This is a genomic window from Parabacteroides leei, from assembly GCF_023369805.1.
Classification (GTDB): Bacteria; Bacteroidota; Bacteroidia; order Bacteroidales; family Tannerellaceae; genus Parabacteroides; species Parabacteroides leei.
This window is the reverse complement of record NZ_JAMBQG010000004.1, coordinates 17,096-30,379: the sequence shown is the minus strand read 5'-3', so window position 1 is coordinate 30,379 and position 13,284 is coordinate 17,096. Positions and strand designations below refer to the sequence as shown.

The window sequence follows — 13,284 nt, the reverse complement described above, 5'->3', positions numbered from 1 at the left end:
CGAATTTTACGATTTTACCCGTCAGAACTGAAGTGCCCCCCAAAAAAATTGTATCCAACTTTTGGGGGTCACTTCAAACTTCGATAGGGATAATTTTCAATTTTGGGGACTTGTTAGACAGTCTCATTATCTGGTAGCAGTTTACACAGCACCGGATCGTTTTTGATACGCTCCAGTTCCTCCTGCACAATCTGCTTCACCTCTTCCTTGATGCGCCGGTAGTTCGCCTGCACCGTTTCCTTCATGCGGTCGTTGCCGTCCTCGTCCGTGAAGTTTGTAATGACGGGAATTTTCTTGTAGGCACTTTCTTCCCGTTTCACCTTTTCGGCATCCACCACAATCTCGCAATGAAAAATCTTCTGCTCGATACGCTCGTTGAAGTTGTCGGATACAGAACCGACAAACATTCCCTGCGTAAGCCCGGAAATCTTACTCGGTGGAATGAGCGCGTCCATCTGCGTGTTGATGGAGGTGGAAACATCCTGCCGGTTGATGGAGATGGACTGCCGTTTCTGCAACACCTTACCGAACCGCTCGGAGAGCGTCTTGGCTGTTTCCCCCACCACCTGACCGGAGAAAATATTGCCGACAGTGTTCATCACCACTTTCGCCTCTTTGTCCCCGTAGTCACGCACTAACTGGCTGAAATCCTGAAAGCCCAGACACACGGCAACCTTGTTGCTTCGGGCGGTAGCTATAAGATTGTCCAACCCTTTGAAGTATATTGTGGGCAACTCGTCGATGATGACCGATGACTTCAGCATCCCCTTCTTGTTGATGAGCTTCACGATACGGGAATTATACAGACCGAGTGCCGCACCGTAGATATTCTGACGGTCGGGATTGTTACCCACGCAGAGGATTTTCGGCTCTTCGGGATTGTTGATGTCCAGCGTAAACTCGCTGTCTGACATCACCCAGTAGAGCTGCGGTGAAATCATCCTCGAAAGCGGGATTTTTGCCGACGCTATCTGACCCATGAGCTGCTCCGCAGCCCCTCCAAGCCACGCATCCATGAACGGCGAAAGGTAGTTCTCCAGCTCCGGATAAGAGGTCAGTATCGGAAATATATCCTCGTAACGGCGGTTCAGAAACTCGATAGCATGGGGAAACGTGCAAAACTTCCCGTTCTGATAGATTTTGAGATACCAGATAATACTGGCAAACAGAATGATAGGTGACTCCACGAAGAAGTCGCCCTGCTTTTGCACCCACGTTTTATTGAGGTTGAGCATTATTGTGTAGGCACTCTCATAGGCATCCGTAATATCTTCCATAAAATCCGGGTGAATGGGATTGCACCGATGAGAGCGTCGCGGGTCGTCGAAGTTGATCACATAGAACTTCGGCTTTACCTTGTAGCCGTCCGGGTGGTTCAGCAAATGGTTGTAGGCAATAGTAGATAGGTCGGGATACTTGAAATCGTAGATGTATTGACTAAAGCCCTTTTCAATCTGTTGCTTGATAAAATTGTTTACCACGGCATAGGACTTGCCGCTGCCCGGCGTACCCAACACGATGGACGCACGGAAGGGATTAACTACATTGATCCAACCGTTGTTCCAGCGTTTCCTGTAATAGAAACGTGTCGGCAGATTGACCGAATACTCGCTTTCGATAAGCCTCGTTTCCTGCATGAAACTCTCGTTCTCGTTGTTGAAAACATCCTCCATCAAATTGTGTTTCAACAGGCGGCTCATCCACAGACCACCCATCAACAGGCAGACATAGCCCGTTCCAATGGTAAGGACATACAGTCCCGTCACCGCTTCAAGCGGCAGCGGCAGGGGCAGCAACCACCAGTTCAGGAAAAACAGCACGAACCCGACGGCAAATGCTGTCCAGATTCTCCCCCAAGTGATTTTCTCACCCTTGACACCCTTCGTACCCAGACAGGACAAGGCAAGCAAAAGGACGGAAAACAGCTTCGTGTAGAGAATGGAATGGAACAGCCCCGCCGTGCGGTCGAAGTTCAGAAGGATTTTGTCCACCACGCCGATGTTCACGCCCCACAGCCGGATGGCTTCGTAGCAGAACCAGTACACGTTCATGACCACTAAAATGATACTCACGGCACGCAGAAAATCCATGATTTTCGCCAATGCCCTCAAATCGTCTTCTTGTTGTGACATACATTGATTTTTTAATTGTTGATACTCTGATTACATACCCAAGCCCTTGCGTTTTTTCTTCTTTTTGCGCTTCATCGCCCGGATGAAAGCCTCTTCCTCGGCATCTACCGCCGGACCTTCGGGAGTGAGCAAGCCCATACCGCCCGATATATCTTCACTGTCGTAGGCGGTCTGCCCGTGTGCCTTGTCCGCAGCATCCACAGGGATGGATAGCGGTATCGGCGGTTGTCCGGCGTATGGCAGGGTGAAGTGTTCCTGCAAGGCATTCGCCGAAAGCTCCTTACCCATGCGCGAACCGTTCAGCACGCATCCCGTGCGGTGGTCGATGAAGGTAGCCCCATAGATGCGCCCTTCCTCTGTGTAGCGCAGTACGGTGTCGATGCCCTTCTCTTTGAGTTGGGATACAAATTTGTCCTTGTCATAAGTGCCTTGCAGCACGGAAAGGACGGTGCGTTTCGTCATGTCTGCCAGTTTCCTATCCTTGATTTCCGATTTGGAACGGACAAACTTCTTCTGTACGGCTTCATAGCCTGCGGACTTCCCGAAAAGCGAGGATTTGAACGGGTTGCCCACCTTGTTACCCTTGTCGTCCGTGACGGAATAGACCAGCCCGTGATACTCCCGTCCGCGCACGTTGCCCCTCGCTTCCTCCACCGTCATATTATATAAGGAAAGGAGCGCACGGTATTCGCCCATCGTCTGGAAACGGTACTGCCCATTCAGAGCCTTCACGGTGTTGCCTACCTGCTTCTTCACATCACCTGCCGATGCGGCCACCTTGCGCAACGGATTATCCAATCTCTGATTTTTACGTTCTGCCGGATGCAATCCGTACTTCTGTTCCAGTTCCCTGCGGATACGGTCGCTGCGGCGGTAGAGAAAATCCCGGTTGAGCCTTTTCCCGTTCTCGTCCACGTTGACCGTCACGATGTGCAGGTGGTGGCGGTCGATGTCCTCGTGCTTGAATACAAGATAAGGCTGGTTTCCGAAACCGAGTTTTTCCAGATACTCGCGGGCGATATTCTGCAACTCAATATCGGTCAGCACATCCTCCGGGTGCGGGTTGAGAGAGATATGCACCACCGGCTTCTCGATCTTCATCTGCGGTGGCAGGAAGGTGAGAAAACCCTCCATCGCCTTGCCTATGTCCACCGTTCCCGAACCGTCATTGTAGATGCGGTTGGTGGTGAGAAGCCGCCCCTGCGCCTCGTTAATCTTCTCCCCGTTGTAGGCAATCGCGCCGTACAACGAACTTCCTACACTGATTTTTGCGACCATTTTGCCTCCATTTCCCTTGAAAGTTCCACAATCCGGCGGCTCAGTTTCACGAGTTCGACGGTGTGTTGCTCTAATTTGTAGAGCAACGCCATCGCCTTTTTCTCTGAAAAATGCAGCCTCAGTTCCTTCACGACTTGGTTGTAATTCGTACCCACGGCACGGAATTGTGCATGAAAATCCGACAGTTTGGTGTAATAGTCCACCAACGTCTTGTCCACCTTCAGCACCTTGAACGGTTGCCCGAAGAAGTGCGCTTTGAGGAAAACAGACCGTGCATAGACACCCGATTTTCCGAACATGGCGAGGAAACGGTTGTGTTCCTCCTCGTTGAAACGGACGGTGTACCGGTACACCGCCGGATCAAGTTTGGGATTTCTCCCTGATTTGCTTTTCCTTTTCTCTTTCATATTACTTTGGATTTAGCGGATTGACGGCATAAGCCGCCGCTTCGGATTACAGCACCGCAGTTCTGAAAGGCTTCCCGACTTCGGAGGGAAAGCCCGCCCCCTGCAAGGGCAAGTGCTTTTCGTGGCTGCTCAAAATATTTTGAGCGGCTGAAAAGACATCTTGCTATGTTCAGGTGAACATAAAAATCCGTCAGGGGACGGATTGGGAAAATACCTTTCAGGACTCCGGGCCGCGCGTCATCGGCGAACCCTGCTGTCCGGGTGCAAAGTTACGCCCTTAAAGCGGTATCGGACAGATGCTTGACCCGGTCAATGACTGCCAACCGGCGCAACGTGCCGCCACTTGCCGGAGAAGTGATACAGGTTCCAAAATATACTTGTTTATTTGCAGCATGATTCAAGAAACGAACGATTTGAAGATATGATAAACGGAACATTCAAATACCCGGAAATCCGCTTCTTCGGATACTTGCCGAAACGGATACCCGAACCGTCGGAAACCCGGTTCTCCGACAATTCGGTGACGTATGGATTCAATGACTTCATGACGCAATGTCGTCAATCACCATTTGTCCGACGCACCGCTTCACCACAGAACCGGATACGCGACGACCCGCCTGCGTGTGTAGTCACGGAAGCGGATGGTGCGACAGCCAAATCCGTATGGAAACAGAAAAACAAATCATCAACAATTAAAATAAATGGAACTATGAGTAAGGAAATCTTCGTTGCATTCGCAACACAGAAAGGTGGCATCGGCAAATCCACTGTCACGGCACTTGCCGCCAGCTACCTGCACAACGTGAAAGGCTACAATGTCGCCGTCGTGGACTGCGACGACCCGCAGCACAGCATCCACGGGCTGCGCGAACACGAAATGGGGCTTATCGACAGCAGCACCTACTTCAAGGCTCTCGCTTGCGACCATTTCCGCCGGATCAAAAAGAACGCCTACACCATCGTCAAAAGCAATGCGGTGAACGCCCTCGACGATGCCGAGAGGATGATTGCCACTGAGGACGTGAAACCCGACGTGGTGTTCTTCGACATGCCCGGCACACTCCGAAGCAACGGCGTGATAAAGACGCTCTCGCAGATGGACTACATTTTCACTCCGCTGAGTGCCGACCGCTTTGTCGTGGAGAGTACCCTGAAATTCGTCACGATGTTCCGCGACAGGCTGATGACTACCGGACAGGCGAAAACAAAGGGGCTGCATCTGTTCTGGACGATGGTGGACGGCAGGGAGAGGAACGACTTGTACGGCATCTACGAGGAAGTGATAGCCGAAATGGGCTTTCCGGTACTTTCCACCCGCTTGCCCGACAGCAAGAAGTTCCGCCGTGACCTTTCGGAAGAGCGCAAGAGCGTTTTCCGCTCCACCATCTTCCCGATGGACACGGCACTGCTGAAAGGGAGTGGCATCCGGGAGTTTTCCGAAGAGATAAGCGACATCATCAGACCGCAGTGAGCATGGGCAGCAGGAAAGTGAACACGGAAGGCATCGACGAGGAACTGCTGTTAGCCTCCATCGGGCGGCGCACACAGGACGGGACACTGCGCCCCGCACAGGAAGTACCCGCAGCTGCACCGACCGAAGAGGACACCGCCGCACCGGAACCATCTCCTGTGCAACCCGTAACACGGGAAAAAGCGCAGAGGGAAAGTGGACGCCGGAAAAGGCAGGACGAGGACTACAACGAGCTATTCCTGCGCCGCAACGAGATAAAGACCCGCCAATGTGTCTATATCAGCCGTGACGTCCACGGCAAGATCCTCAGAATCGTGAACGACATCGCCGGAGGGGAAATCTCAGTAGGCGGATATGTGGATACCGTGCTGCGCCAGCATCTGGAACAGCACAAGGAGAGAATCAACGAACTGTACAAGAAACAACGTGAAGATCTGATTTGAAAATGGAAAAAGAAATGACACCGAATGAAAAAAGACCACAGCAAGACTGCGGAGGTATGTTTACCCAAGTGCAGGCGAGTGTGGAAATACTGTCGCCTGTCCCGGTAAGCGGCAAATGCAGTGAGAAGGACTATGAACGCCTGTTCATCCGCGACCCGGAAGTAAAGGCACGTGAGGGGAAGATGGCGTATGTGCGCCCGGAGTACCACGAGCGTATCATGCGTATCACCCGTGTAATCGGGCATGACCGGCTTACGCTGTCCGCTTACATCGACCATGTGCTGACGCACCACTTCAACCAGTGCGAAGATGCGATAAAGAGCCTTTATGCCCGAAATTACAATTCAGTATTCTAACCAAAAACGGAAGGATATGAATTACACAATCAGCATGACAGACATTCTGCTGGCGGTATCGGTCGGCTGCAACCTCTGGTTCCTGTTCCTGCTCCTTTACGAGCGCATCATGGACACGCGGATTGTCCGCTTCTTCAAGGGCATTGTCGGATTATGGCGGTCACTGGACGGGAATGAGGCTAAACGCATAGCGGCACACGAGGAAGTCCCTGCGGAAAAGGCGGACATCATCGGCAAGAGCCGTTTCAGGATGGCATCCACCCGGACAACCGCTGCCATACCGACGCAAGAAGCCGCCACTATTGAAAAAGGCATTGAGCTGTCGGAGGAAGAGGCTACTTTTGACGACGGAAAAACGGGAAACGCATCCCGCCCGGCACAAGTCCCGGAGGAAAAACTCGATGAGACCTTCACGAGCATACCGCCGGAGGAACTGGGATACGGGGACGACGAACCGGAAGAGGACGCCTCGGACACGCCACGGGCTTCGGGCAGCAGCTTTGACGAGATTGACGACGCCTGCAAGACCGCCAAAAACCCGGACGCGACACAGGCGGAACGTGAAAAGGCGGCTAAGGTGTTCACCGACATGGAGGGCACGGAGTTGTACGAGAAAATGATGGAAGGCTCTTCGGAGATAGGCATCCGCATCAAGGGGCTTATCGAGATTCGGCTGAAGAAATCTGAAAAGGAGTTCGTCGTGCCGGACAACATCGAGGAGTTCGACATTCGCAACTATGTATGACAACAATAAAAGAAATGAACATGAAAGAATGACATCAACCCACGCGGCGAGGAAACGCAAGGCGCATCCCCATCCGCAACGGACACGCCCACGTCCGTGGAAACAAACGGGCATCCACTAAAACCAAAGTAAAGAAACAAAGTATCAACCGCCCGACAAAGGACCATCCACCCTTTTGACGGCAAAAAACAAGAACAGTTTATGAACAAGAACATCTTGAAAAACAGAAAAGCAATCCTCTCCGCGGCACTTGTCATCGCCGCAACCGCCTCCGCTTTCGCGCAGGGAAACGGCATCGCGGGCATCAACGAAGCCACCTCTATGGTGAGTTCTTATTTCGACCCCGGAACTAAACTGATATACGCCATCGGTGCAGTCGTCGGGCTTATCGGGGGCGTAAAAGTGTACGGCAAGTTTTCATCGGGCGACCCCGACACCAGCAAGACAGCCGCCTCGTGGTTCGGCGCGTGCATCTTCCTGATTGTTGCCGCCACCATCCTGCGCTCATTCTTCCTTTAATAAATAATGTATGGCTGAATACCCAATCAACAAGGGTATCGGCCGTCCGGTAGAGTTCAAGGGCTTGAAGGCACAGTACCTCTTCATCTTCTGCGGAGGTCTGCTGGCTCTCTTCGTCCTGTTCGTCATCCTCTACATGGTCGGTATCGACCAGTGGATATGTATCGGCTTCGGCGCGGCATCGTCCTCCCTCCTTGTATGGCAGACCTTCGCGCTGAACGCCCGGTACGGTGAACACGGGCTGATGAAATTAGGAGCGGCACGGAGCCATCCCCGATACCTTATCAACCGGCGGCGGATAACCCGTCTGTTCAAACGACAACGAAAGGAAGAAAGACAATGAGGAATACATCGAAAATGACAACACTGGAAAACAGGTTCCCACTTTTAGCGGTGGAGCATGGCTGCATCATCTCAAAGGACGCCGACATCACGGTGGCTTTCGAGGTGGAACTACCGGAACTTTACACCGTGACGGGTGCGGAGTACGAGGCGATACACAGTTGCTGGTGCAAGGCTATCAAGGTGCTGCCGGACTACTCCGTCGTCCACAAACAGGACTGGTTCATCAAGGAACGCTACAAACCGGAGCTTCAGAAGGACGACATGAGCTTTTTAAGCCGCTCTTTCGAGCGTCACTTCAACGAGCGTCCGTACCTGAAACACACCTGCTACCTCTACCTGACCAAGACAACAAAGGAGCGTAACCGGATGCAGAGCAATTTCAGCACGCTGTGCCGGGGACATATCATCCCGAAGGAGCTGGACAGGGAAACCACGACCAAGTTCTTGGAAGCCTGCGAACAGTTCGAGCGCATCATGAACGACAGCGGGCTTGTCAGGCTGCGCCGCCTCTCCACCGATGAGATTGTGGGTACTGAGGGAAAGACGGGACTTATTGAACGCTACTTCTCGCTCATGCCGGAAGGTGACACCACCTTGCAGGACATCGAGCTTTCGGCAAGGGAGATGCGCATCGGCGACAACCGCCTGTGTCTGCACACCCTCTCCGACGCGGAAGACCTGCCGGGCAAGGTGGCTACCGACACCCGTTACGAGAAGCTCTCCACCGACCGGAGTGACTGCCGACTGTCATTCGCCTCCCCGGTGGGGCTTCTGCTCTCCTGCAACCATATCTACAACCAGTATGTGCTGATAGACAACAGTGAGGAAACCTTGCAGAAGTTCGAGAAGTCCGCCCGTAACATGCAGTCGCTATCTCGCTATTCAAGGAGCAACAGCATCAACCGCGAGTGGATAGACCAATACCTGAACGAAGCCCATTCCTACGGACTGACCTCGGTACGGGCACACTTCAACGTCATGGCGTGGAGCGACGATGCGGAGGAACTGAAGCATATCAAGAACGACGTGGGCAGCCAGTTGGCAAGCATGGAATGCGTGCCGCGCCACAACACCATCGACTGCCCGACACTCTACTGGGCGGCGATACCCGGCAATGCGGCGGACTTCCCGGCGGAAGAGAGTTTCCACACCTTCATCGAACAGGCGGTGTGCCTGTTCACAGAGGAAACCAACTACCGCAGCTCGCTCTCGCCCTTCGGCATCAAGATGGTGGACAGGCTCACGGGAAAACCGCTGCACCTTGACATCTCCGACCTGCCCATGAAGCGAGGTATCACGACCAACCGCAACAAGTTCGTGCTGGGTCCTTCGGGCAGCGGCAAGTCTTTCTTCATGAACCACCTCGTGCGCCAATATTATGAGCAAGGCGCACATGTGGTATTGGTGGACACGGGAAACTCCTATCAGGGCTTGTGCGGCATGATCCGACGCAAGACAGGCGGAGCGGACGGTGTGTATTTCACCTACACGGAAGATAAGCCCATCAGCTTCAACCCGTTCTACACCGACGATTACATCTTCGACGTGGAGAAGAAGGACAGCATCAAGACCCTGTTGCTGACGCTCTGGAAGTCGGAGGACGACAAGGTGACAAAGACGGAGAGCGGCGAGCTGGGCAGTGCCGTGAGTGCCTATATTGAGCGCATCCAATCCGACCGTAGCATCGTGCCGTCGTTCAACACCTTCTACGAGTATATGCGTGACGACTACCGCAAGGAACTGGCACAGCGTGACATCAAGGTGGAGAAGTCCGACTTCAACATCGACAACATGCTCACCACCATGCGGCAGTATTACCGGGGCGGGCGTTACGATTTCCTGCTCAACTCCACGGAGAACATCGACCTGCTCGGCAAGCGGTTCATCGTCTTCGAGATAGATTCGATTAAAGAAAACCGCGAACTGTTCCCCGTCGTGACCATCATCATCATGGAAGCCTTCATCAACAAGATGCGGCGGCTGAAAGGCGTGCGGAAACAGCTTATCGTGGAAGAGGCTTGGAAGGCCCTCTCATCGGCGAACATGGCTGAATATCTGCGCTATATGTATAAGACGGTCAGAAAATATTACGGCGAGGCAATCGTGGTGACGCAGGAGGTGGACGACATTATCAGTTCTCCGGTGGTCAAAGAGAGCATTATCAACAACTCGGATTGTAAAATCCTGCTTGACCAAAGGAAATATATGAACAAGTTCGACCAGATACAGGCGTTGCTCGGACTGACGGAAAAGGAGAAGTCGCAGATACTCTCCATCAACATGGCGAACAACCCTTCACGGCTCTACAAGGAGGTGTGGATAGGCTTGGGCGGCACGCAGTCGGCGGTCTATGCCACGGAGGTCAGCGCGGAAGAGTATCTGGCGTACACCACCGAGGAAACGGAAAAAGTGGAGGTTTACCGTCTGGCGGAGAAGCTGGGCGACGACATCGAAGCCGCCATCCGGCAGCTTGCCGAAAGGCGGAGAAACAAGGAATAACTAAAAAACAGAATGTATCAACCAAAAAAGAAAAACGCGTATGAATTTACCAAAAGTGAAAATGCTGCAAGTCAGCAAGTGCCTTATCGGATTGGCGGTCATGATGCTGCAATCCTGCGACGTGGCCGACAACCGCCGCGACATGCTGTGCGGGAACTGGGAGAGCGTGGAGGGAAAACCTGACGTGCTTATCTACAAGGAGGGCGAAGCCTACAAAGTGACGGTGTTCCGTCGTAGCGGTCTGCGCCGCAAGCTCAAGCCGGAAACCTATCTCTTGCAGGAGGAGAACGGCAACCTGTTCATGAACACCGGCTTCCGCATCGACGTGTCCTACAACGAGGCCACGGATGTGCTGACTTTCTCGCCAAACGGGGACTATGTGCGGGTGAAGCCGCAGCCGGGACATCCGACCGAAGAATAACAACCACTAAAATCCAAAGTAACATGAGAACAAGAATAACAATGATTATCTGCCTGTGCCTGCTTTTCGCGGGCAGGGCAAGCGCACAGTGGGTCGTAAGCGATCCGGGCAATCTAGCGCAGGGCATCATCAATGCCTCCAAAAACATCATCCATACCTCCAAGACCGCCACGAACATGGTGAGCAACTTTCAGGAGACGGTGAAAATCTATCAGCAGGGCAAGAAGTATTACGATGGTGCGCCCGTATAGGCGATATAATAAATGTAGCATTGGCAAGCTATTAGGTAAGTGTTCCAATATTTACCTATCATCACCAGCTTATCTGCCCACGAAAGGACGGCAGGGAGTATAGCACGCTGGAAAGCCATAAGTCAATTAGTTATCAAATTGCAACTGAATGGTGAGATGAAACAGATAGATACGAGGATAAAATCCAAACTGATTGAATGATAGTCCAAGTGAACCCAGTATGTTTTATAGTGAAAGATAACTTAACTCGCTATACCGTAATACCTCTGTTGCGAGCGTCGTGTAGTAGAGGCAGGAACAAATTACGGCACAACCGCAGTAAGCGGTAACGGGCGGAAGTCATATCCGACAATCTATCATAGCCATGTTATTATATCGTAAACGGGGATTGCCTAAATCGGAACGCCGCAAGGCTATTAGGTACAGACCTATGAAAATCCGACAAGGCAACGGAGCTTCCGTAGTAGTCTGAGCAGGGGAAAGCCCTGTACATGGCGAAGGGAAGCAGCTAATAATTTTAATGCAAATAACGGAAAATGTGAGAGACATTATGAGAAGTCCAGAGTATGTATTAAACAGTCTAACGGAACACAGTGAAAATTTGAATTACAAGTTTGAACGCTTGTACCGTATCTTTTTCAATGAGGAAATGTATTACGTTGCCTACCAACGCATATATGCGAAACCGGGCAATATGACAGCAGGTGCAGATGGGAAAACCATTGACCAAATGAGCCTGAACCGAATTGAACAACTGATAACATCGTTGAAAGATGAGAGTTATCAGCCCCAACCCTCAAAACGGATGTATATCCCAAAGAAAAATGGGAAAATGCGTCCATTAGGTGTACCAGCTTTTAATGATAAATTATTGCAGGAAGTGGTCAGAATGATATTGGAAGCCATCTATGAAAGACAGTTTGAAAAAACGTCACATGGCTTCCGACCTCTAAGAAGCTGCCACACTGCCTTGTCTGATATTCAGAAGACATTTTCGGGCGTGAAATGGTTCGTAGAAGGTGATATTAAGGGATTTTTCGACAATATCAATCATGAGATACTGATAGGTATTCTGAAAGAACGTATCGCTGACGAAAGATTTATTCGCTTGATTAGAAAACTTCTGAATGCAGGATATATCGAAGACTGGAACTTTCATAACTCCTACAGCGGAACACCGCAAGGCGGAATTGTCAGCCCTATCTTGGCAAACATATACCTTGATAAGTTGGATAAATTCATGAAGGAATACACTGGAAAATTTGATAAGGGGAAAGAACGGAAAAGAACTAAACAGGTAGTATCACTTGAAGGCAAACGACACCGTATTCTGAAAAAGTTGAAAGTGGTAAAAGACAAAAGTGAAAGGTCAGAATTGATAAGACAATATAAGGCTTATCAAAAAGAAGGTTTGCAGTATTCTGATGGTGACGAAATGGATATGAACTACAGAAAACTCAAATATGTGAGATATGCGGATGATTTTCTAATTGGAATTATTGGCAGTAAACAAGATGCTATCATCATCAAAGAGGACATAAAGAACTTCCTCTATGAAAAGTTAGCTCTTACACTGTCTGATGAGAAAACACTTATCACCCATGCTGAAAACGCTGCAAAATTTCTCGGATATGAGATTTTTGTAAGGAAATCCAATGACACCAAAAGAAGCAAATACGGAGTACTAAGACGTGTCTTCAATAAGAGGATACAATTGGCACTTGGAAAGGATACGTTTAAGAAAAAGTTGCTCGAATATCGTGTTTTAGAAATAAAGATACACAACGGCAAGGAGTATTGGAAAGCAAAATCCCGTCCCAAACTTTCAAACAACAATGACTTTGAGATACTTGACAGGTACAACAAGGAAATAAAGGGCATTTACAATTACTATTGTTTGGCTAATAATTGTAGTAGTCTGTCAAAACTTGGGTATATCATGAAATATAGTATGTACAAAACATTTGCGCAGAAATATCGGACAACGATGTCGCAAATCCGAAAAAAGTACACCAAGAATGGACTTTTTTCAGTTAGATACTATTTAAAGAACGGTACTGCCAAAGACTTGACCTTTTATCATGGTGGGTTCAAAAAGAAAAATCCAATGAACATTAAGGATTTAGACAACTTGCCCAAATTCACATATCATCCTACAAACACAAGTCTTATAGATAGGCTGAAAGCGGAAAAATGTGAATTATGTGGAGCAGTCGATAAGTTAGTGATGCACCATGTGAGAAAATTAAAAAATCTTCAAGGGAAAACTACCTGCGAAAAACAAATGATGGCTCGCAAACGAAAGACTATTGCCATATGTGGTAAGTGTTACAAAAAACTCAGTAACAATGAATAGATTGATATTATTAGTAGAAAGCCGGATACGCGGAGACGTGTACGTCCGGTTTGGGGGCGAG

Annotated in this window: 13 protein-coding genes and 1 pseudogene; 10 read left to right on the top strand and 4 right to left on the bottom strand. The window is 50.3% G+C overall.

Annotated elements, in window-relative coordinates:
- Window positions 1–113 precede the first annotated feature (113 nt).
- The 4 genes from mobC to M1P97_RS07745 form a co-directional block, all read right to left on the bottom strand.
- The gene (gene mobC, locus M1P97_RS07760) at window positions 114–2,132 is read right to left on the bottom strand and encodes a conjugal transfer protein MobC (RefSeq protein ID WP_004291482.1); all 2,019 of its coding nucleotides are present in this window, start codon (window positions 2,130–2,132) and stop codon (window positions 114–116) included.
- Between the two features lie 30 nt (window positions 2,133–2,162).
- Complete coding sequence (mobB, locus tag M1P97_RS07755) at window positions 2,163–3,410, bottom strand: conjugal transfer protein MobB (RefSeq protein ID WP_004291483.1); 1,248 nt, start codon at window positions 3,408–3,410, stop codon at window positions 2,163–2,165.
- A complete protein-coding gene (gene mobA / locus M1P97_RS07750) occupies window positions 3,389–3,817 on the bottom strand; it encodes a conjugal transfer protein MobA (protein WP_004291488.1) in 429 nt (142 codons plus the stop codon). The genes mobB and mobA overlap by 22 nt, the downstream gene beginning before the upstream one ends.
- A 381-nt stretch (window positions 3,818–4,198) precedes the next feature.
- Window positions 4,199–4,363, bottom strand: coding sequence for a hypothetical protein (locus M1P97_RS07745; protein ID WP_196029218.1), 165 nt, complete (start codon window positions 4,361–4,363; stop codon window positions 4,199–4,201).
- On the opposite strand from M1P97_RS07745, the gene M1P97_RS07740 reads away from it, so the two are divergent.
- The 10 genes and pseudogenes from M1P97_RS07740 to M1P97_RS07695 all read left to right on the top strand — a co-directional run bounded on the left by M1P97_RS07740 (window position 4,362) and on the right by M1P97_RS07695 (window position 13,223).
- On the top strand, window positions 4,362–5,288 hold the full coding sequence (locus M1P97_RS07740; RefSeq protein ID WP_005783105.1) for a ParA family protein: 927 nt from the start codon (window positions 4,362–4,364) through the stop codon (window positions 5,286–5,288). The two genes, M1P97_RS07745 and M1P97_RS07740, sit on opposite strands and share 2 nt — an antisense overlap.
- 2 nt (window positions 5,289–5,290) lie before the next feature.
- Complete coding sequence (locus tag M1P97_RS07735) at window positions 5,291–5,731, top strand: DUF3408 domain-containing protein (protein WP_004291503.1); 441 nt, start codon at window positions 5,291–5,293, stop codon at window positions 5,729–5,731.
- A gap of 2 nt (window positions 5,732–5,733) precedes the next feature.
- Window positions 5,734–6,087: a DUF3408 domain-containing protein gene (locus M1P97_RS07730; RefSeq protein WP_004291505.1), complete on the top strand. Its 354-nt coding sequence runs from the start codon at window positions 5,734–5,736 to the stop codon at window positions 6,085–6,087.
- 16 nt (window positions 6,088–6,103) lie between these two features.
- Window positions 6,104–6,832, top strand: a complete 729-nt coding sequence (locus tag M1P97_RS07725; RefSeq protein ID WP_004304280.1) for a hypothetical protein — start codon at window positions 6,104–6,106, stop codon at window positions 6,830–6,832.
- A gap of 201 nt (window positions 6,833–7,033) precedes the next feature.
- Window positions 7,034–7,351 (top strand): DUF4134 domain-containing protein, encoded by a 318-nt coding sequence (locus tag M1P97_RS07720; protein ID WP_002560983.1) that lies wholly within the window; start codon window positions 7,034–7,036, stop codon window positions 7,349–7,351.
- A gap of 10 nt (window positions 7,352–7,361) precedes the next feature.
- On the top strand, window positions 7,362–7,694 hold the full coding sequence (locus tag M1P97_RS07715; RefSeq protein WP_004291514.1) for a DUF4133 domain-containing protein: 333 nt from the start codon (window positions 7,362–7,364) through the stop codon (window positions 7,692–7,694).
- Window positions 7,691–10,195 carry a TraG family conjugative transposon ATPase gene (locus tag M1P97_RS07710; RefSeq protein WP_004291515.1) on the top strand — a complete coding sequence of 835 codons (2,505 nt, stop codon included), beginning with the start codon at window positions 7,691–7,693 and terminating at the stop codon, window positions 10,193–10,195. Before M1P97_RS07715 ends, M1P97_RS07710 begins: the two co-directional genes overlap by 4 nt.
- A gap of 40 nt (window positions 10,196–10,235) precedes the next feature.
- Window positions 10,236–10,616 (top strand): DUF3876 domain-containing protein, encoded by a 381-nt coding sequence (locus M1P97_RS07705; RefSeq protein ID WP_004291516.1) that lies wholly within the window; start codon window positions 10,236–10,238, stop codon window positions 10,614–10,616.
- A gap of 23 nt (window positions 10,617–10,639) precedes the next feature.
- Window positions 10,640–10,852: pseudogene (locus tag M1P97_RS07700) on the top strand (DUF4141 domain-containing protein); the annotation flags it as partial.
- Between the two features lie 565 nt (window positions 10,853–11,417).
- Complete coding sequence (locus tag M1P97_RS07695; protein ID WP_249388754.1) at window positions 11,418–13,223, top strand: reverse transcriptase/maturase family protein; 1,806 nt, start codon at window positions 11,418–11,420, stop codon at window positions 13,221–13,223.
- Window positions 13,224–13,284: the final 61 nt, after the last annotated feature.